Here is an 18,199-nt window from a genome sequence, read left to right on the forward strand (position 1 = left end):
CCGATAAACTGCACCCACCGCCCTTATCTTGAGGAGGCTGCGAAGCAGACGTTTCGAAGGAGGAGGGCGGCCCCCTTCGAGACGCATCGCTGTGCGCTGCTCCTTGGGGGGGAGCCCGATTTAAGAGTTTACTTCGCCTTCAAGAAGTCCGTCACCTTAAGCAGCACGAACTCGTTATCATCGACCGTGTTGGGGGCGCGGCTTGAGGAGAAGGGAAGATTGTTGTCGTTGCCGACGACGATGTGCTCGGCATCGACGATGTCCACATTCTCGATGGTGAAGAACGGAAAAGTCAGCACGCCACCGTTTAATGCTTTTCGCGCCTTCTTGTCAGGATCGGCGATCTTCATCAGGTCGATATGTGCGATCTTCCGCACCGGGCTATTGGCATTAGCGTCCGACATCTCGATCTTGTAGATGCGCTTGAACTTGGCGATATCGTCAAAGCAGTCCGTCCGCTTTTCGCCCGCGGGGCAGGCCTTGTCCGCTGTGCCTTCGCCATCGTCACGCTCGATGATCAGACCGGTCGTGCCGTCGATCATGTTGAAATCGCCGATCGCGTTGCCGTTTTGCTCAAGCACGTATTTCCAGTGCCGGCCGGTCCAGCGCTCACCGGTGACATCGAATTCAAGAATCCGGAGATACGGCTTGCCGTCGGCGGTCTTTTCCCAATCCTTTTTCTCCGCATCCCAGGCCGGACCTTCCAGCAACGCGTAAAGAAATTTGCCATCGGGCGAAGCGGCCATGCCTTCGTAGCCTTTGGAACGGCGTACCGTGAAATTCGCCGGGCCACCGGGTACAGCAGGCGTCGTGACAGAGGGATGATCGGGTGATCGTGCGGGTTTTCCATCGATCATAGTTTCGAATACGGCTTCGATCTTGCCGCTCTTGTCGGTGCGAATGAGATAGGGACCGAACTCTTCCGCGATCCAGAACTTGTCGCCGATCGGCTGAAAGCTTTCGAGGTCGAAATCGGAGCCTGTGAGATAGCGCATGTCCGTGCCCTCATTGGCGATGCGGAATGGCACCTTCTTGTCGGGATCGTGCAGGAAAACAGTCGACAGTCGATCGGCGCTGCCGTTGTCCCAATTGAAACGAAACTGACTCAAAAACAGCATTGCATCGGGTGAATTGGCTTTGCTGCCGAAGCCGTTATCGGTAAGCACCCAGAATGTGCCATCGGGCATACGTTTGATGCCGGAATGGCCTTGTGCCGGCTGCCCTTTGAACGGCAGCTTCACGCCGGTCGGGCGTCCTCTGGATTGGCCTTCGATTGTGGCAATCACATCCACGCGTTTGCCGCTGGTGAATTTGCCGGAGACTTTCAGATCTGATGGTGCGTCCGCTGGCGCATCGATGAAGGTCAGCGCCGGAATGATGATATGCCCCGCAAGGGTTGCGTTGTTTGCATCTGCGAAAGCGGGCGGTGCGACGAATACCGACAGAGCCGCAACGAAAGTTGGTGCGCGCATCGAAGGCCTCCAATGAGAATGTGGCCGTTCTGCATCGTCTCTCGTGTAGTGCCGGTGACATTTGCATGACATCCGCGCGACAGCCCACAAACTGAAACAAAGCTGTTCATCGTTTGTGAACAAGACTCACGTATGCGTGACGCGCGTCTCGCTTCTGACACGTTGTCGACATTGAACCGTCTGGCGCGATGCCTAACACCTCGCGCATGCCGCCATAAGATTCGTGCGGTGATCGACGTACAGGTTTTAATTGTTCTCAAATGGACCGAGGGTGTGGCATGAATTACGTCAAGGCAGCAATTGGGGCTCTGGCCATCATGATGGCGTCTGGCATGATCGCGGATTTCGATGTGTCGGAACGCGATAACGATCTTTACATCACAGTCTGGTCTGTGGACGACCAGCCTGCCGGAAAGCTGCGAAAACATGTCGCAGCCATGCTGCCAAGCAACATCGATGAAGCGAGGATTTCTGTGCTTCGCGACAGCGTTGTCGTCTAGCGGCCCGTGGGGCCGAAGCGTTCGGTCTTGATCAGGGCGCGATCATGTCCGAAAGCGAGCAGGGCATTCGCGGCAGCTTCAACAAAGCCGGTCGGGCCGCAAATGAAGATCTTTGGTCTTTGATCGACGGTAAATCCGGTTTCAGCCAACATCGCAACATCGATGCGCCCTGAATGGCCGATCCATCCCGCTGGTTTTTCGCGGGTCAATGTGTGTGTCACCGCAAGACCGTCATTCCTTGACACCAGACGGTCCAGTTCGTCGCGATAGATGATGTCGCTTTGGGTGCGTGAGGAATAAAGGAGCCTCGCTGGTGTGTTGCTCGCATGTGCGGCCCGGTGGCGCAGCATTGCCATCAGTGGCACGATGCCGGAGCCGCCACCGATGAGAAACAGCGGGCCCTCCAATTTTACCGTCCAGACAAAGTATCGCCCGATCGGTCCGCGCATTTCAAACTTGTCGCCGGCGCGGACTTCATCGGTGAAATAGGGCGAGACCTCGCCGTCCTCGATGCGTTCGACAGTCAGCGCAACATGCTTGTCTTCCGGCGCCGAGGCGATCGAGTAGCTTCGCTGCGCCTGATAGCCATCGTCGGCGGTCAGGCGCACATCGACATGCTGGCCGGGCAGATATTTGGTGAAATCCGGAAGTTTCAGCAGCAGCGTTTTGACGCGTGCCGTTTCGCCGATGACGTCCAGAACTTCGGCGGTCTGCCAGCGCAGCGCCGGCCGCGGCGCCGCTGTATCAGTCACCATCATAACGCTGCTCACGCCACGGATCGCCGTAATTGTGATAGCCGAGCTGCTCCCAGAAGCCAGGCTCGTCCTCTTCGCGAAATTCGATGGCGCGCACCCATTTTGCGCTTTTCCAGAAATAGAGATGCGGCACCAGCAGCCGGGCCGGACCGCCATGCTCTGGCGAAAGCGGCTGACCGTCGAAATGCGTCGCAATCATCGCCTTGCCGTCAATCAGATCTTCCGACGGAACATTGGTCGTATAGCCGCCTTCGCAGGTGATGACTGCGAATGGCGCGGGCGGTTCATTCAAGCCAACGGCTTCCAGCAGGGTATCGATACTGACACCGCGCCAGCGCGTATCGAGCTTCGACCAGCTGGTGACGCAATGAATGTCCACGGTGATGTCGGTTTGCGTCAGCGCGCCGAATTGCGCCCAGTCCCATTCGCAGAGCTTTGTGTCGCCGTCGCCGAGCGAAAATTGCCAGTTGACGAGGTCAGGTTCGGGTGTCGGTCCCGCCGATAAAACAGGAAAGTCCGATGTGAGATGCTGGCCGGGAGGAATGCGCTTGGCATCGGCATCAGCGCGCCGGCGGCCGGAAAATCCACGTGAGATCGGTGTGTCATCATTCATCGGCTGGGCTCATGATCTATTTTTCAGTGGCAGATTACCGCATCTGCGGATGCGTGCCCAATAAGACTTGCGTTAAACTGAATCGTCTTGCGCAGATTCGAAGATCAGGATCATGTTATTGGCCGGCATGGGTGCAATATTGGCCAGCACCAGATTATATTTGTGCGCTTCGTCACGGATGTCGTTGATGTCGCGGACACCCCATTGCGGGTCGCGCGCACGGAGCGAGGCGTCGAAAGCTTCGTTGCTGGGCGCAGTATGCTGGCCATCCTGCTTGAATGGGCCGTAAATGAAGAGCCGTCCGCCGGGATGCAGCCGCTGGGCTGCACCCTGCATCAGGCCTTCAGTCGTTTGCCATGGAGAGATATGCAGCACGTTGGCGCAAAAGATCGCGGTAAGATCGCTGAGCGTCGCTGAATCGTCATCACTTAGTCCCCAATCGGGTGCTGATAGATCGATCCGTCGCGCCGCTTCGATATTCTGTACATGCGCAAGCTGCCGCCAGGCTTCGATACTTTCGAGGTTGCGTGGATGAAGATCACTCGGCCACCAGAGCAGATGCGGCGATCGCCGCGCAAATTCCACGACGTGCTGTCCGGTACCGCTGCCGACTTCGAGCACGTTGCCGGGCTTGTTGTGCAGCCATGGGGACAGCACGCTCCAGATCGGTTCGCAATTGCGATGGAAAGCCGCCGAATCGAGGCGAGCATCGCTCGCCCCAATGGGTGTCGAGGGATTCTGCGGTGGGACTTTGGTCATGCGCTCTTTGTAGACATTTCAATAAGGTTGCATCAAATAGGTCAGCAACGACGTCCGGGACGAGGATACCATGATGCTGATTTTTCTGCTTGGTGCGCACATCCTCGCCGCTGTGTTTTGGGTCGGGGGAATGGCCTTCGCCTATACTATTCTGAGGCCGGCTGCAGGCGCGATTGAGCCGCCGGTTCGGTTGATATTGTGGCGTGACGTCTTCAAACGATTCCTGCCCTGGGTTGCGCTTGCGATCGTTGCGCTGCTGGCGAGCGGTTACGGCATGATGTTTCTCACCTTCGGCGGTTTCCACAAAGCGCCGTTATTCGTGCATGTCATGCAGGGGACGGGCGTCGCTATGATGCTGATCTATCTGCATCTTTACTTTGCGCCCTGGCGGCGGATGCAGGTCGCGGTGCAGGATGCACAATGGCCGTTGGCCGGTCGGCAACTGGCCTCGATCCGCAAACTCGTAGCGATCAATCTCGTTCTGGGGATCGTCACCGTTCTGGTGGGCTCGACCGGCCGCTATTGGTGACGCCCCACTCTCGTCATTCCGGGACGTTCGCCGAAGACGGAAGAGCCCGGAATCCAGTTGTAGTGATCAGAAATGGCTTCCGGGCTCACTTGCTTTTGGCAAGTGCCCCGGAATGACCATCAGACATCTTCCGGATTGTCGACGTAAACGAGACCGGCTTTTTCCAGCGCCGGCCGCATGTTGTACATGTCGAGGCCAAGCACGCCGGAGGCGAGCTTCTCGCGCTTGGCCAATTCGTCGGCCTCGCGCTTCTGCGCCTTCTCGGCCACTTCACCGACCAGCTTGCGCGGGATGACGACAACGCCGTCATCGTCGGCGACGACCGCATCTCCCGGGATGACATTGACGCCGGCGCACACCACCGGAATGTTGACCGAGCCGAGCGTCGCCTTCACCGTGCCTTTGGCCGAAATCGCCTTCGACCAGACCGGGAAGCCCATCTCCTTCAGCGTCGCCACATCGCGGCAGCCGGCGTCGATAATCAGGCCCTTCACGCCGCGCGCTTTTAGCGATGTGGCGAGCAGATCGCCGAACATACCGTCGGTGTTGTCGGCGGTGCACCCGACCACCAGCACGTCGCCGGGTTTGCATTGCTCGATGGCGACATGGATCATCCAGTTGTCACCGGGCTGCGCGAGGATCGTCACGGCCGGGCCGCAGATCGACGCGCCCGCCCAGATCGGCCGCATATAGGGCTTCATCAGACCGGAGCGGCCGAGCGCTTCGTGCGCCGTGGAGACGCCAAGGCCTTCGAGCACGCCGCAGGCATTGGCATCGGCGCGTTGAATGTTGCGAACAACAACGGGTTTCATGTCGATGTTTCCTTAAGCTCAGCCGAGCGTATCGGTGACGACGCGCGGGAATAGCGTCTGATAGGCTTCGCCGTAGGTCATCGGGATGCCGGTGTTGCGCGAGCCCTGGATGCCGCGGTTGAGTGCCACGCGCTCGTAATAATGCCAAAGGTGCTTCTGCGCCGCGAGGATCTGGAACGCCTTGTATTTGGTCTCCCAGACGTCGTCGATCTTGAGGATCAGATCCGGCTTGTAGTCGCATTGTTCGGGCTGGTGCGGTTCGAACAGATAAACCGGCGGCGCGGAGTATTGGTACTTCGCCCCGGGCTTATGGCCCATCGCCTGCGCGACCACCCGCGTTTCCTGCGCAAAATGCGCGGCATTTGGATGATCGAAGTTGTAGGGATCCTTCAGCGCGTGCGTGAGCACGAATGACGGGTTAAGTTCGCGATAGATATCGACCATGCGGTCGAAATGTGCCTCGTTGAGTTTGAGCGGATAGTCGCCGCAATCGAAGAATTCGATCTCCGCGCCAAGCAATTCTGCTGCGCGCTCTGCTTCGTCCTTGCGGCCGGCCTTGACCTTTTCCAGCGTTGCGCCCGCTTCCTTCCAGGCGAACTGGCTCTCGCCGCGTTCGCCGAAGCTCATGCAGACGATCTTCATGCGATAGCCCTTCTTCGCGTGATGGGCGATAGCGCCGCCTGCACGCCAGACGAAATCGCCCGGATGGGCTGTGACGACGAGCCCGGTTTTCTGAGACATGTGAACTCCATCTTCCATTGTGAGGTGAGGCAGTGCGTCGGCTCAAAAATGGCCGCGCCTTGTGTCTTCAATCGCCTGCGTCAGCAGTTGTTTGAAATTGAGAAGATGCTGACGCATGGCCGTCTCGGCCGCATCGGCGTCACCGGCACAGATCGCATCGACGATGAGTTGATGTTCGGCAAGCGAGGTGGCGGGCCGGCCCGGCGCCAGGATCACCCGGTATTGCAGCCGCACGAGATGCGACTTGAGCGTTTGTAGGATACGATTGGCAGTTTCGTTGCCGGAGATCCGCTGAATCTCCCGGTGCAACGTCGCATTGCAAACGGAGAAAGCGGGGTAGTCCGCATCTTCGACTGCCCGCACCATCTCCGCTTCGCTCTGGCGCAGCGCGGCGTGGTCTGCCGGTGTGGCCCGTTCGGCCGCACGTCGCGCCACCATGACTTCGATGGCAAGGCGTGTCTCCGCGATCTCGACCGCCTCCGTGTCGGAGACGAGGCGCACACGGGCGCCGCGATTGGGCTCGCGCACGACCAGACCTTCCTGGTCGAGCATCGCCAGCGCCATACGGATATTAGCGCGGTTGACGGCGAAGGATCGCGCCAGGTCGGCCTCGATCAGCCGCTCATTCGGCAGCAGCTGGCCGCGTGCGATCGCCTCGCGCAAGCGCGCAGTCACGTCCGAAGAGGCGCCAGGAACATTCATCTGTAGTCGTGGTATACAATTTCGTTATCTAGATTGTTGACAATTTTGGCGCGTCTGTAAAGTTCTCATCCGGTAAACTGGCAAATACCCGGGAGTGCTCCGCAATGACCGATGGCCCTGTCACCCTGCGCGTCGCCATCGGCGATTATCCGCATACGCTGCCTTTGAAACGCGGGGAGATCACGTCGCCATTGCTGAATGTGGAATATATCGACGTGAAACCGATGCATCTGGCGGCCAAGCCGATGGTGCGGGAGCACGCCTATGACATCGGTGAGATGGCGCTGGTCACCGTGCTGCAGGCCAAGGCCTATAACAAGGGCCTCCGGCTGTTGCCGGCGGCGATGCTCTCGCGCTTTCAGCACCACACATGCCTTTACAACTCTGCTCGCGGTGAATTGCGCCCGGCCGATCTCGCCGGCAAGCGTATTGGTGTACGTTCCTACAGCCAGACGACCGGTGTTTATATTCGGGGCATCATCGAGAACGATTACGGCGTCGATCTCAGCGGCGTGCAATGGGTGACGTTCGAGAATGGTCACGTTGCCGAAGCCAAGGATCCTGACGAGGTGATCCGGGCACCGGCTGGCAAGGACATCACCCAGATGCTGATCGATGGCGAACTCGATGCGGCGATCTATGGTGCCGCTATGCCGAACGACCCGCGGCTCAAAAGCGTGATCCCGGACCCGCACGCAGCCGCGTTGGCCTGGTACGGCAAGCACCATGTCGTGCCGGTCAACCACATGGTAGTCACGACCGACGAAATGATGCAGGCGCAGCCGCAAGCGGTATCCGAGTTCTACCGGCTGCTGGAAGAGGGCAAGAAGGCCACGGGCCTGCCCAAGCCCGGCGAGATCGACACTGTGCTGTTCGGCCGCGAGGAAAACCGGCCCTGCCTTGAGATGCTGATCTCATTTGCCGTCCAGCAGAACCTGCTCCCGCGGCGGCTTTCGGTCGACGAGCTTTGGTGACAGCGGCTGGTTTCGTTAATCGGTCTTAAGGACTTCAATCAGGGACGCGCTTTTCGAGAGCCTAATAATTAGGCGAGTTGATCAAAACGAGTGCTGCCTACCACATTTGCATAATCCGCAGGCAGCGCTTTGCAATGAATCTCCTCTCAAACTCAGAGGCTTAGTAGCGGAAGCGGGGCTTGGCACAACCCTTGCGATCTCTGCTGCAGCGCGAGAATGCCGGGTTCGCTGGCGCGCGTGTCGAGCAGAGGAAACAACAATGATTCACTCTTTGCATGCGGTCGCTGAGCGACCGATTGCCCGCCGATGGCTCGCCGCCACGGCCGGTTTGGCACTATCGATGGCGGCGATTCTGCCCGCCAAGGCGCAGGAAACGATTAAGGTCGGTATTCTCCATTCATTGTCGGGCACCATGGCGATCAGCGAAACCACGCTGAAAGACGTGATGCTCATGCTCATAGAAGAGCAAAATAAGAAGGGTGGTCTGCTCGGGAAGAAGCTTGAGGCCGTTGTTGTCGACCCTGCTTCTAACTGGCCACTCTTCGCGGAAAAGGCGCGCGAGCTGATCACCAAGGAAAAGGTCGCTGCCGTGTTCGGCTGCTGGACCTCGGTCTCCCGCAAATCCGTCCTGCCGGTGTTCAAGGAACTGAACTCGATCCTGTTCTATCCCGTGCAATACGAGGGTGAGGAGAGCGAGCGCAACGTCTTCTATACCGGTGCTGCTCCCAACCAGCAGGCGATCCCGGCTGTCGACTACCTGATGAAGGAAGAGAAGGTGCAGCGCTGGGTGCTGGAAGGCACCGACTACGTCTATCCGCGCACCACCAACAAGATCCTTGAGGCTTATCTGAAGTCCAAGGGCGTCAAGGACGAAGATATCTCGATCAACTACACCCCGTTCGGTCACTCTGACTGGCAGACCCGCGTCGCCGACATCGTGAAGTTCGGTTCGGCCGGCAAGAAGACCGCCGTGGTCTCGACCATCAACGGCGACGCCAACGTCCCCTTCTACAAGGAGCTCGGCAATCGCGGTGTGCAGGCAAAGGACATCCCGGTCGTTGCCTTCTCGGTCGGCGAAGAAGAACTTGCCGGCATCGACACCAAACCGCTGGTCGGCCATCTCGCCGCCTGGAACTACTTCGAGTCGATCGATACGCCGGCGAACAAGGAATTCATCGCCAAGTGGAAGGCCTTCACGAAGAATCCGAAGCGCGTCTCCAACGATCCGATGGAAGCACATGTCGTCGGCTTCGCCATGTGGGTGGAAGCTGTGAAGAAGGCCGGCACCACCGATCCCGACAAGGTGATCGATGCGCTGCCTGGCACCAAGGCGCCGAACCTGACCGGTGGCGTGTCGGAAATGCTGCCGAACCATCACATCACCAAACCGGTGTTCATCGGCGAAGTGAGGGGCGACGGTCAGTTCGATGTGGTTTGGAAGACCGAAGGTCTTGTTCCGGGCGACGCATGGTCAGACGAACTTCCGGGCTCCAAGGATCTCGAAGCTGATTGGGTCAAGCTCAAGTGCGGCAACTACAACAAGGTCACCAAGAAGTGCGGTGGTCAGGGCTCTTGACGCTGACGCTATGAACAAGATCGAGGCGGCCAGGCCGCCTCGATCTTCTTTGGGGCGCGGTGCATTTTCCGTGTCCGTCTCGGTCCAATTCAAGTCCATGTCGGGGCTAGGCGCGATGATGAGATTCTGCGGCCGGTTTGTCGCTTGTGCGCTGACGCTGTTCTTTCTGGTGATCGTCACGGCGTCGTCCGGGATCAGTCAGACACTCGATGACGCGCTGACCAAGTTCTCCGCAGATTCCTTTGGTCAGACCGAAGAGGGCATTAACGCCGTTGCGGCGACAGGGTCGCCACGCGCGATTGCCGTCATCGAAGCATTGCAGGCCGGGCAACTTTTCTTCGAGCCCGCGAGCAAACGTATTTTCATTCGGCAGGGCACCAACACAATCGACGCCGCGACCGGCGCGGCAGCTGATGTTCCGGCCGCCGATCTTAAAACAGTACGCATCAACAATCGCCTGCGTCGTGCCATTGAAGCCGCAATCGGCACGTTGACCCTGATGTCGCCGGATGCTCGCCAGCGCCTGACGGCCGCGCAGGCCGTGTTCAAGTCGCGTGACGCGTCGGCGCTGCCAGCACTCGATGCCGCCATTGCCAAGGAAGCTGACACGCGCGTCAAGCGCGTGCTGAACGAAGCGCGCGCGGCCGTGATTCTCCACAAGGCTGATGCGTCAGAGGCCGACAAGATCAATGCTGTCGGCGTGATCCGCGCGCGCGGCGATCAGGAAGCCGTGGCGCTGCTGTCCAACTTGCCCGAAAACACTCCGGCTTCAGCTCAGAAGCAGGCGAAGGATGCCGTAGCCAGCATTCAGACCCGTCTCGCATTCTGGGAGGTGTTGCAGAATGCCTGGTACGGTCTGTCGCTCGGTTCGGTGCTGCTGCTGGCGGCGATCGGGCTTGCCATCACCTTCGGCGTAATGGGCGTGATCAACATGGCGCATGGCGAGATGGTGATGCTCGGCGCCTATGTCACATTCGTCGTGCAGGAACTGATCCGTGCTCACAATCCGGCGTTGTTCGATTATTCGCTCGCCATAGCCATTCCACTGGCGTTCCTGCTGACGGGGTTGATCGGCATCCTGATCGAGCGGACGGTGATTCAATGGCTCTATGGCCGCGCATTGGAAACCTTGCTGGCGACCTGGGGCATTTCGCTGATCCTGCAGCAGGCGATCCGCACCGCCTTTGGTCCGACCAACCGTGAAGTCGGCAACCCTTCCTGGATGAGCGGTGCATTCGAACTCGGCCAGATCACCATCACCTATAATCGCCTCTGGATCATTGTCTTCACGTTGGTGGTGTTTTTTGGTTTGTTGGGCATTCTTCGCTTCACCCGCATCGGACTTGAGATGCGCGCAGTGACGCAGAACCGCCGCATGGCCGCATCGATGGGGATCAAGACCGCCAATGTCGACATGCTCACCTTTGGTCTTGGTTCCGGAATCGCCGGACTTGCCGGCGTTGCGTTGTCACAGATCGATAATGTGTCGCCCAATCTCGGCCAGAGCTACATCATCGACTCATTCATGGTCGTGGTGTTCGGCGGTGTAGGCAATCTCTGGGGCACGTTGGTCGGCGCCTTCACGCTCGGCATCGCGAATAAGTTTCTGGAGCCCTATGCGGGCGCGGTGGTCGCCAAGATCGCCATCCTCGTCCTCATCATCCTGTTCATTCAGAAGCGCCCGCGCGGCCTGTTCGCGCTGAAGGGCAGGGCGGTGGAGGCGTGATATTGATGCGCGTGCAGCAGGCAAGGTTTCGTGTCCCGGACGCGGCGCAGCGTGGAACGGTGCGCTGCAGAGCCGGGACCCAAAGTCATTGGAAATGGGCCCCGGTTCTGCAGCGCATCATTGCATGCCGCGCTGCGCCCGGGGAGCGCCATCACGAAAGTGCGTTTGCATGACCGGCGGGCCAATCATTCGCACGCTGGATCGCAGCGCGATCGTTTTCCTGACGATTCTGGCGGCCGTCGGGATTCTCATTCCACTATCCAACCTGCTGCTGCCGCCGTCGTCGCCGCTGCATGTGCCGACCTATGCGGTTGCGCTGTTCGGCAAATATATCTGCTACGCGTTGCTTGCGCTCTCGATCGATCTGATCTGGGGCTATTGCGGCATTCTCTCGCTCGGCCATGGCGCTTTCTTCGCGCTTGGCGGTTACGCGATGGGCATGTATCTGATGCGGCAGATCGGCACCCGCGGCGTTTACGCCAATCCGGTTCTGCCGGATTTCATGGTCTTCCTGAACTGGAAGGAGCTGCCGTTCTTCTGGTACGGCTTCCAGTCTTTCCCTTATGCCATGCTGATGGTGCTGCTGGCGCCTGGCGTCCTGGCCTTTGTGTTCGGATGGTTCGCGTTCCGCTCGCGCGTCACCGGCGTGTATCTGTCGATCATCACCCAGGCGATGACCTTTGCGCTGATGCTGGCGTTCTTCCGCAACGATTTCGGTTTCGGCGGCAACAATGGCCTGACCGACTTCAAGGACATCCTCGGCTTCAACGTGCAGGCGCAATCGACGCGCGCCGCTTTGTTCGCGATCTCGTGTCTCGCGCTTGGCATCTGTTTCGTCATCTGCCGTAAGCTGGTGACCTCGAAATTCGGCAAGGTCCTTGTTGCGATCCGCGATGCGGAATCACGGACGCGCTTCCTCGGCTATCGGGTCGAATCCTACAAGCTGTTTGTCTGGACCGTGTCCGCCTGCATGGCTGGCGTTGCCGGCGCGCTCTATGTGCCTCAGGTCGGCATCATCAATCCGGGCGAGTTTGCACCGGCCAATTCCATCGAGGCGGTGATCTGGGTCGCGGTCGGCGGACGCGGCACGCTCACCGGTGCAGTGCTGGGAGCGATCCTTGTCAATTATGCGAAGACGACATTCACCACAGGCTTCCTCGCGCCTTACTGGCTGTTCCTGCTCGGCGGATTGTTTGTCGGCGTCACCCTGTTTCTGCCGCGGGGCATCGTGGGCACCATCTCCCATTGGTGGTCCGAGCGACAGGCGCGACGGGCCGCTGTGAGGGGCAGCGAGCCCGTCGCGGATGCCGTCGTGAAGCCGGCGGAGTGAGCGAATGGAAATGCGAACCACGAACGCCTTGCTGTATCTCAACGGCGTCTCCGTCTCCTTCGATGGCTTCAAGGCGCTGAACAATCTGTCGCTGGCCATCGAGCCCGGCGAGATGCGTGCGATCATCGGGCCAAATGGCGCCGGCAAGACCACGATGATGGATGTCATCACCGGCAAGACGCGGCCGGACGAGGGGGATGCCCTGTTCGAAGGTGAGCGCGATCTCACAAAACTTGACGAAACCGAAATTGCCTTGCTCGGTATCGGGCGCAAGTTCCAGAAGCCGACCGTATTCGAAATGCATTCGGTGGAAGATAATCTGTTGCTGGCGCTGAAGAGTAACAGGACCGCGCGTGCGGCCATCAGTTGGAAGCCCAATGCCGAAGACGCGCGACGCATTGACCGCATCCTCGATACCATTCGCCTGAATCCGGCCCGCGCGCGGCTGGCCGGCTCATTGTCACATGGCCAGAAACAATGGCTCGAGATCGGCATGCTGCTCGGTCAGGAACCTAAGCTGTTGCTGGTGGATGAACCGGTTGCCGGCATGACCGACGCGGAAACGATGCAGACGGCGGAACTGCTGAAGGAAATCAATCACGAGAAGAGCGTGGTCGTGGTCGAGCACGACATGCATTTCGTGCGCGAACTCGGCGTCAAGGTGACGTGCCTGCACGAAGGCTCGGTGCTGGCGGAAGGATCGATCGATCAGGTTTCGACCAACGAGCGGGTCGTCGAGGTCTACTTAGGACGGTAGCACATGGTCTCGAATAGTGGACGCCGGTCTACGGGTCAGGCCATGCGTAGCAAGGCAAAAAGATTATGCTCGACGTAAAGGCCATCGATCTTCATTACGGCGCGGCGCAGGCGCTGCGCGGCGTGTCGCTGGTTGCAAAACCGGGTGAGGTCACCTGTGTGCTGGGGCGTAACGGCGTCGGCAAGACCAGCTTGCTGCGTGCGATTGTCGGCCAGGAGGCCGTCAGCAAGGGTGCCATCGAGTGGGACGGCAAGAGCATCAACGGCCTTAAGCCTTATCAGCGTGCCCGTTCCGGCATTGCCTTCGTGCCGCAGGGCCGCGAGATCTTCCCGTTGTTGACCGTCGAGGAAAACCTCAAAACCGGTTTCGCACCGCTGAAGCGCGATCAACGTGACATACCCGACGATGTCTTCTCGCTGTTTCCGGTGCTGAACAACATGCTCCGCCGCCGCGGCGGCGATCTGTCTGGTGGCCAGCAGCAGCAATTGGCGATCGGTCGGGCTCTGGTGATGCGGCCGAAGCTGCTTCTGCTCGACGAGCCGACCGAAGGCATCCAGCCCTCGATCATCAAGGATATCGGCCGCGCCATTTCCTATTTGCGCGGGCTCGGAACGATGGCGATCGTGCTGGTCGAACAATATTACGATTTCGCGCGCGAACTGGGCGACCGCTTCGTGGCGATGGATCGCGGTTCGGTGGTCTATTCGTCTGGCAAGGATGACCTCGACGAGCCGGCTCTGAAGCGCGCGCTGGCGCTCTGAGCGTGAACTTCGTTCGCAGCTTGTGCTAAAAGGCAGTCATGACGCCAGCAACAGGCAAAGCCGACAGCGCAAGCATCTTTGCCAATAACCGCGCCCGCGGGCATATTGCCGTGTCGGTTACCGTGTCCGATGGCCGAACGCGGCGTCGGCAGGTGGAAGAATCCGGCTCCTATCGCATCCGCTTTCCCAACACGGACGGCATCGAAAGCGAGGCAGTCATCGTCAACACCGCCGGCGGCGTCGCCGGGGGGGATGACTTCAGTGTGTCGATTGCAGCGTCCGACAACGCACGGCTGGCGGTCACGACGGCCGCCGCGGAAAAGATCTATCGCGCCATTGACACGCCGGCGCGGATGAATGTTTCGCTGTCGGTCGCATCGGGCGCGGCTTTGCGCTGGCTGCCGCAGGAAACGATCCTGTTCGACGAGACCCGGCTGCACCGCGACATCAGCGTCGATCTCGACGATACCGCATCGCTGCTGATGGTCGAGGCTGTGATCTTCGGCCGCGCGGCGATGAACGAGACGGTTCGGAGCGGCGAATTGGTCGACCGCTGGCGCATTCGCCGCAATGGCCGGCTGGTTTTTGCCGAAACGCTGAAGCTCGATGGGGACGTCAGCGCCTTGCTGGCACGGCCGGCGACCGGAAAGGGCGCCGTGGCGCTCGCGACCATCATCATGGCGCCGGGCCATGACAGCATCGTCGAATCGCTGCGCGCTCTGATCGAGGATTTATCGTCGGAGGCTGGCGTGTCGGCCTGGAATGACATCGCCGTCATCCGTTTGTGTTCAGTTGATGCTGCGGCCTTGCGGCGCGATCTGGTTTCGGTGCTCAATGTGGTTGGCGGTGCGCTGCCGCGGCTCTGGACGAATTGAGGGAAGGCGATGTTGCTCACACCACGCGAAAAGGACAAATTGCTGATCGCGATGGCAGCTCAGGTGGCGCGGCGGCGGCTGGAGCGTGGCGTGAAGCTCAACCACCCGGAGGCGGTCGCCCTGATCACCGATTTCATTGTCGAAGGCGCGCGAGATGGCCGCAGCGTCTCGGAATTGATGCGCGATGGCGCGCAGGTTCTGACACGCGCACAGGTGATGGACGGCATCCCGGAGATGATCCACGACATTCAGGTTGAGGCGACATTTCCCGACGGCACCAAGCTCGTCACCGTACATGAACCGATCCGCTGAAGGATTTATGCAATGAAAACGCTGGTTTCTGCTGTGGCGATGATTCTGACGACGGCCCCGGCTTTTGCGCATATCTCTGTGTTGGAACACGAGCATCCGCACGGCATCAGCTGGCTACCGGATACCGCCGCCTTGCTCATGGCTGCCGTCATGGTCGGAGCGGGCGCTGTTTTGTTCGCCCTTTCGAGAAGGGCCCGCAAATGATCCCCGGAGAAATGTTTATCGCCGATGGCGAAATCGAGCTGAATGCCGGCCGGAAGACCATCACGCTCAGCGTGTCGAATACCGGCGACCGACCAATCCAGGTCGGCTCGCATTATCATTTCTTCGAAACCAACCCGGCGCTGACATTCGATCGCAAGAAGGCGCGCGGCATGCGGCTTGATATCGCCGCCGGCACCGCGGTTCGCTTCGAACCTGGGCAAACGCGCGAGGTCCAGCTCGTCGCGCTCGCCGGCAAGCGCATGATCTACGGCTTCCGCGGCGATGTGATGGGGAAGCTGTGACATGCCCGTGAAGATCAAACGGTCCGTCTATGCCGACATGTTCGGCCCCACCAAGGACGATCGCGTTCGGCTGGCCGATACCGACATCATCATCGAGGTGGAGAAGGACTTCACCGTCTATGGCGAGGAGGTGAAGTTCGGCGGCGGCAAGGTGATCCGTGACGGGATGGGGCAGTCGCAAATCACCAACAAGCAGGGCGCGGTCGACACCGTCATCACCAATGCGCTGATCCTCGATCACTGGGGCATCGTGAAGGCCGATGTCGGGTTGAAGGACGGCAAGATCCACTCCATCGGCAAGGCCGGCAATCCGGATATCCAGCCGGGCGTGACCATCATCGTCGGACCGGGCACCGAAGTGATCGCGGGCGAGGGCAAGATCCTCACCGCCGGGGGCTTCGATACGCATATCCATTTCATCTGCCCGCAGCAGATCGATGATGCGCTGATGTCCGGCGTGACGTCACTCCTTGGCGGCGGCACGGGACCGGCGCATGGCACCTTCGCCACCACCTGTACGCCAGGCCCGTGGCACATCGCCCGCATGATCCAAGCAGCGGATGCATTCCCGGTCAATCTCGGTTTTGCCGGCAAGGGCAACGCCTCGCGGCCGGCCGCGCTCGAAGAAATGGTGAAGGGCGGCGCCTGTGCGCTCAAGCTGCACGAAGACTGGGGCACGACACCGGCGGCGATCGACAATTGTCTCAGCGTCGCCGACGATCACGACATCCAGGTGATGATCCACACCGACACGCTGAATGAATCCGGCTTCGTCGAGGACACGATCAAGGCCTTCAAGGGCCGCACCATCCACGCCTTTCACACCGAAGGCGCGGGCGGCGGCCATGCGCCCGACATCATGAAGGTGGCCGGCCTGAAGAACGTGCTGCCGTCCTCCACAAATCCGACACGGCCGTTCACGAAGAACACCATCGACGAACATCTCGACATGCTGATGGTGTGCCACCATCTCGACCCGTCGATTGCCGAAGACCTCGCCTTTGCCGAAAGCCGTATCCGCAAGGAGACCATCGCGGCCGAAGACATTCTTCACGATCTCGGCGCGCTGTCGATGATGTCTTCGGACAGCCAGGCGATGGGCCGGATCGGCGAAGTCATCATCCGCACCTGGCAGACCGCCGACAAGATGAAGCGCCAGCGCGGGCGTCTGAAGGACGAAAAAGGTGACAACGACAACGTCCGCGCCAAACGCTACATCGCCAAATATACGATCAACCCGGCAATCGCGCATGGCGTCTCGCATGTCATCGGTTCGATTGAAAAGGGCAAGATGGCCGATCTCGTTCTCTGGTCGCCGGCCTTTTTCGGGGTGAAGCCCGATTGCATCATCAAGGGCGGCTCGATTGTCGCCGCGCAGATGGGCGATCCCAATGCCTCGATCCCGACGCCGCAGCCAGTGCATTACCGGCCGATGTTCGGCGCCTTCGGCCGCGCGCTGACCGCGTCGTCGGTGGTGTTCACGTCAAACGCCGCCGTGCGCGCCGGGCTCGGCAAGAAACTCGGCATCCAGAAGCAGATGGTGGCGGTGAAAAACACCCGCGGCGGCATCTCCAAAAAGAGCATGATCCACAACGGTGCGACGCCAAAGCTCGACATTGACCCGGAAACCTATGAAGTGAGGGCTGATGGCGAATTGCTGACCTGCGAGCCCGCCGACGTGCTGCCGATGGCGCAACGGTATTTCCTGTTCTAATAGAATCACGGAACGCTTTTAAGCATTGCTTTTTGGAGCAGCCTAAGGTCATGCGCGCTTTCAGTTTTGTGGGTTTTTCTTTTCTTGTTTTAACAGCCATGATTGGAGCGTCCCTTCAGGCCAACGCGCAAGCTCAGACTTCGCCAGCCATGGCAGGGTGGAAGAGAGGGGCAACGCATCGCATTGCACAGCACCTGAATCAGTCCAAGCCGCAGCTTGCTCAAGCGATTAACAGTCTCGGTGCCAAGGCCACTTCAGCCAGAACAGTTATTGGCTTGCAAATCAATCGCGATGGCAGCGTGCGTTCGCGGCATGTGCAGAAGTCCTCCGGCCGCGCGGCGCTGGACAAGATTGCTCTCCAGGTCGTGTCGGGTGTGGGGGCATTCCCGCCACTTCCGATGGGCTCAGGCGCGGACACGATGACGTTGTCCGTTCCGATCCATTTCGAAAATCGGGTGGGCCCTGGACAATGGCGACGGGCAATCGTGCTGCATCTTTATCGCCATGCCGCGCCCTTGCTGCGGAATAATATCAGTGGCACTGTTGTTGTAGGATTTTCGCTGAGCCGGTCTGGCCAGGTTCTCTCGCGCGGCATCCGGAAAAGTTCCGGCAATAAATCGTTGGATGATTCAGTTTTGCGAATGGTGGCCGATGCAGGCCCCTTCCCGACGGCTCCTTCTGATATCCCGGGAAATAACTTTAGTTTTTCGGCGCCGATCAATGTGAATGCGTTGCGCCCGTTTTTTTAGATGGGAGTTGAGACAAGGCCAGCTCGTTGACGAAGA

Annotated in this window: 21 protein-coding genes; 14 read left to right on the forward strand and 7 right to left on the reverse strand. The window is 59.6% G+C overall.

Annotated elements, in window-relative coordinates:
• Positions 1-128: 128 nt before the first annotated feature.
• Positions 129-1,472 carry an esterase-like activity of phytase family protein gene (locus CAK95_RS17240; protein WP_086089021.1) on the reverse strand — a complete coding sequence of 448 codons (1,344 nt, stop codon included), beginning with the start codon at positions 1,470-1,472 and terminating at the stop codon, positions 129-131.
• Between the two features lie 278 nt (positions 1,473-1,750).
• Between CAK95_RS17240 and CAK95_RS17245 the strand changes: the two genes are divergently transcribed.
• Positions 1,751-1,972: a hypothetical protein gene (locus CAK95_RS17245; protein WP_086089022.1), complete on the forward strand. Its 222-nt coding sequence runs from the start codon at positions 1,751-1,753 to the stop codon at positions 1,970-1,972.
• Here the strand turns inward: CAK95_RS17245 and CAK95_RS17250 are convergent.
• From CAK95_RS17250 to CAK95_RS17260, 3 genes are all read right to left on the reverse strand, one after another.
• Positions 1,969-2,730, reverse strand: coding sequence for a ferredoxin reductase (locus tag CAK95_RS17250; protein ID WP_086089023.1), 762 nt, complete (start codon positions 2,728-2,730; stop codon positions 1,969-1,971). The two genes, CAK95_RS17245 and CAK95_RS17250, sit on opposite strands and share 4 nt — an antisense overlap.
• Positions 2,717-3,340 carry a sulfite oxidase-like oxidoreductase gene (locus CAK95_RS17255; protein ID WP_086089024.1) on the reverse strand — a complete coding sequence of 208 codons (624 nt, stop codon included), beginning with the start codon at positions 3,338-3,340 and terminating at the stop codon, positions 2,717-2,719. Before CAK95_RS17255 ends, CAK95_RS17250 begins: the two co-directional genes overlap by 14 nt.
• 72 nt (positions 3,341-3,412) lie before the next feature.
• A complete protein-coding gene (locus CAK95_RS17260; RefSeq protein WP_086089025.1) occupies positions 3,413-4,099 on the reverse strand; it encodes a DUF938 domain-containing protein in 687 nt (228 codons plus the stop codon).
• Positions 4,100-4,169: 70 nt separating this feature from the next.
• On the opposite strand from CAK95_RS17260, the gene CAK95_RS17265 reads away from it, so the two are divergent.
• Entirely contained in the window at positions 4,170-4,628 is a 459-nt protein-coding gene (locus tag CAK95_RS17265) for a CopD family protein (RefSeq protein WP_198343731.1), read from the forward strand.
• Positions 4,629-4,747: 119 nt separating this feature from the next.
• Here CAK95_RS17265 and CAK95_RS17270 read toward each other — a convergent pair whose 3' ends face one another.
• From CAK95_RS17270 to CAK95_RS17280, 3 genes are read right to left on the reverse strand one after another with little or no spacing between them, the layout of a single operon-like run.
• A complete protein-coding gene (locus CAK95_RS17270) occupies positions 4,748-5,440 on the reverse strand; it encodes a 4-carboxy-4-hydroxy-2-oxoadipate aldolase/oxaloacetate decarboxylase (RefSeq protein ID WP_086089026.1) in 693 nt (230 codons plus the stop codon).
• Positions 5,441-5,458: 18 nt separating this feature from the next.
• Complete coding sequence (locus CAK95_RS17275; protein ID WP_086089027.1) at positions 5,459-6,181, reverse strand: PIG-L deacetylase family protein; 723 nt, start codon at positions 6,179-6,181, stop codon at positions 5,459-5,461.
• A 42-nt stretch (positions 6,182-6,223) separates the two neighbouring features.
• On the reverse strand, positions 6,224-6,883 hold the full coding sequence (locus CAK95_RS17280) for a GntR family transcriptional regulator (RefSeq protein WP_086089028.1): 660 nt from the start codon (positions 6,881-6,883) through the stop codon (positions 6,224-6,226).
• A 104-nt stretch (positions 6,884-6,987) separates the two neighbouring features.
• Here CAK95_RS17280 and CAK95_RS17285 point away from each other — a divergent pair, with 104 nt between their 5' ends.
• The 12 genes from CAK95_RS17285 to CAK95_RS17340 all read left to right on the forward strand — a co-directional run bounded on the left by CAK95_RS17285 (position 6,988) and on the right by CAK95_RS17340 (position 18,163).
• Positions 6,988-7,857 carry a substrate-binding domain-containing protein gene (locus CAK95_RS17285; RefSeq protein ID WP_086089029.1) on the forward strand — a complete coding sequence of 290 codons (870 nt, stop codon included), beginning with the start codon at positions 6,988-6,990 and terminating at the stop codon, positions 7,855-7,857.
• 259 nt (positions 7,858-8,116) lie between these two features.
• Complete coding sequence (gene urtA, locus CAK95_RS17290; RefSeq protein WP_086089030.1) at positions 8,117-9,433, forward strand: urea ABC transporter substrate-binding protein; 1,317 nt, start codon at positions 8,117-8,119, stop codon at positions 9,431-9,433.
• A 118-nt stretch (positions 9,434-9,551) separates the two neighbouring features.
• A complete protein-coding gene (gene urtB / locus CAK95_RS17295) occupies positions 9,552-11,159 on the forward strand; it encodes an urea ABC transporter permease subunit UrtB (RefSeq protein ID WP_086091488.1) in 1,608 nt (535 codons plus the stop codon).
• A gap of 169 nt (positions 11,160-11,328) precedes the next feature.
• On the forward strand, positions 11,329-12,489 hold the full coding sequence (gene urtC, locus CAK95_RS17300) for an urea ABC transporter permease subunit UrtC (RefSeq protein ID WP_086089031.1): 1,161 nt from the start codon (positions 11,329-11,331) through the stop codon (positions 12,487-12,489).
• Between the two features lie 4 nt (positions 12,490-12,493).
• The gene (urtD, locus tag CAK95_RS17305) at positions 12,494-13,246 is read left to right on the forward strand and encodes an urea ABC transporter ATP-binding protein UrtD (protein WP_086089032.1); all 753 of its coding nucleotides are present in this window, start codon (positions 12,494-12,496) and stop codon (positions 13,244-13,246) included.
• A 65-nt stretch (positions 13,247-13,311) separates the two neighbouring features.
• A complete protein-coding gene (gene urtE, locus CAK95_RS17310) occupies positions 13,312-14,007 on the forward strand; it encodes an urea ABC transporter ATP-binding subunit UrtE (RefSeq protein WP_086089033.1) in 696 nt (231 codons plus the stop codon).
• Positions 14,008-14,045: 38 nt separating this feature from the next.
• Positions 14,046-14,882 (forward strand): urease accessory protein UreD, encoded by an 837-nt coding sequence (locus CAK95_RS17315; protein ID WP_086089034.1) that lies wholly within the window; start codon positions 14,046-14,048, stop codon positions 14,880-14,882.
• Between the two features lie 9 nt (positions 14,883-14,891).
• Positions 14,892-15,194: an urease subunit gamma gene (locus tag CAK95_RS17320; protein ID WP_086089035.1), complete on the forward strand. Its 303-nt coding sequence runs from the start codon at positions 14,892-14,894 to the stop codon at positions 15,192-15,194.
• A gap of 12 nt (positions 15,195-15,206) precedes the next feature.
• The gene (locus tag CAK95_RS17325; protein ID WP_086089036.1) at positions 15,207-15,398 is read left to right on the forward strand and encodes a hypothetical protein; all 192 of its coding nucleotides are present in this window, start codon (positions 15,207-15,209) and stop codon (positions 15,396-15,398) included.
• Positions 15,395-15,700 (forward strand): urease subunit beta, encoded by a 306-nt coding sequence (locus CAK95_RS17330; RefSeq protein WP_086089037.1) that lies wholly within the window; start codon positions 15,395-15,397, stop codon positions 15,698-15,700. The genes CAK95_RS17325 and CAK95_RS17330 overlap by 4 nt, the downstream gene beginning before the upstream one ends.
• A gap of 1 nt (position 15,701) precedes the next feature.
• Entirely contained in the window at positions 15,702-17,414 is a 1,713-nt protein-coding gene (ureC, locus tag CAK95_RS17335) for an urease subunit alpha (RefSeq protein ID WP_086089038.1), read from the forward strand.
• 50 nt (positions 17,415-17,464) lie between these two features.
• Positions 17,465-18,163 (forward strand): energy transducer TonB family protein, encoded by a 699-nt coding sequence (locus tag CAK95_RS17340; protein ID WP_086089039.1) that lies wholly within the window; start codon positions 17,465-17,467, stop codon positions 18,161-18,163.
• Positions 18,164-18,199: the final 36 nt, after the last annotated feature.

Origin of the sequence: Pseudorhodoplanes sinuspersici, assembly GCF_002119765.1 — a bacterium.
Taxonomy (GTDB): Bacteria; Pseudomonadota; Alphaproteobacteria; order Rhizobiales; family Xanthobacteraceae; genus Pseudorhodoplanes; species Pseudorhodoplanes sinuspersici.

Excerpts from the sequence above, each read along its gene's own strand:
- CAK95_RS17325 (WP_086089036.1), top strand. The coding sequence starts at position 15,207 with ATGAAAACGCTGGTTTCTGCTGTGGCGATGATTCTGACGACGGCCCCG.
- urtD (WP_086089032.1), top strand. The coding sequence starts at position 12,494 with ATGGAAATGCGAACCACGAACGCCTTGCTGTATCTCAACGGCGTCTCC.
- CAK95_RS17275 (WP_086089027.1), bottom strand. The coding sequence starts at position 6,181 with ATGTCTCAGAAAACCGGGCTCGTCGTCACAGCCCATCCGGGCGATTTC.
- CAK95_RS17270 (WP_086089026.1), bottom strand. The coding sequence starts at position 5,440 with ATGAAACCCGTTGTTGTTCGCAACATTCAACGCGCCGATGCCAATGCC.
- urtB (WP_086091488.1), top strand. The coding sequence starts at position 9,552 with ATGAGATTCTGCGGCCGGTTTGTCGCTTGTGCGCTGACGCTGTTCTTT.
- CAK95_RS17255 (WP_086089024.1), bottom strand. The coding sequence starts at position 3,340 with ATGAATGATGACACACCGATCTCACGTGGATTTTCCGGCCGCCGGCGC.
- ureC (WP_086089038.1), top strand. The coding sequence starts at position 15,702 with ATGCCCGTGAAGATCAAACGGTCCGTCTATGCCGACATGTTCGGCCCC.
- CAK95_RS17280 (WP_086089028.1), bottom strand. The coding sequence starts at position 6,883 with ATGAATGTTCCTGGCGCCTCTTCGGACGTGACTGCGCGCTTGCGCGAG.
- CAK95_RS17315 (WP_086089034.1), top strand. The coding sequence starts at position 14,046 with ATGACGCCAGCAACAGGCAAAGCCGACAGCGCAAGCATCTTTGCCAAT.
- CAK95_RS17265 (WP_198343731.1), top strand. The coding sequence starts at position 4,170 with ATGATGCTGATTTTTCTGCTTGGTGCGCACATCCTCGCCGCTGTGTTT.
- CAK95_RS17330 (WP_086089037.1), top strand. The coding sequence starts at position 15,395 with ATGATCCCCGGAGAAATGTTTATCGCCGATGGCGAAATCGAGCTGAAT.
- urtA (WP_086089030.1), top strand. The coding sequence starts at position 8,117 with ATGATTCACTCTTTGCATGCGGTCGCTGAGCGACCGATTGCCCGCCGA.
- CAK95_RS17340 (WP_086089039.1), top strand. The coding sequence starts at position 17,465 with ATGCGCGCTTTCAGTTTTGTGGGTTTTTCTTTTCTTGTTTTAACAGCC.
- urtC (WP_086089031.1), top strand. The coding sequence starts at position 11,329 with ATGACCGGCGGGCCAATCATTCGCACGCTGGATCGCAGCGCGATCGTT.
- CAK95_RS17240 (WP_086089021.1), bottom strand. The coding sequence starts at position 1,472 with ATGCGCGCACCAACTTTCGTTGCGGCTCTGTCGGTATTCGTCGCACCG.
- CAK95_RS17260 (WP_086089025.1), bottom strand. The coding sequence starts at position 4,099 with ATGACCAAAGTCCCACCGCAGAATCCCTCGACACCCATTGGGGCGAGC.
- CAK95_RS17250 (WP_086089023.1), bottom strand. The coding sequence starts at position 2,730 with ATGATGGTGACTGATACAGCGGCGCCGCGGCCGGCGCTGCGCTGGCAG.
- CAK95_RS17320 (WP_086089035.1), top strand. The coding sequence starts at position 14,892 with ATGTTGCTCACACCACGCGAAAAGGACAAATTGCTGATCGCGATGGCA.
- urtE (WP_086089033.1), top strand. The coding sequence starts at position 13,312 with ATGCTCGACGTAAAGGCCATCGATCTTCATTACGGCGCGGCGCAGGCG.
- CAK95_RS17285 (WP_086089029.1), top strand. The coding sequence starts at position 6,988 with ATGACCGATGGCCCTGTCACCCTGCGCGTCGCCATCGGCGATTATCCG.
- CAK95_RS17245 (WP_086089022.1), top strand. The coding sequence starts at position 1,751 with ATGAATTACGTCAAGGCAGCAATTGGGGCTCTGGCCATCATGATGGCG.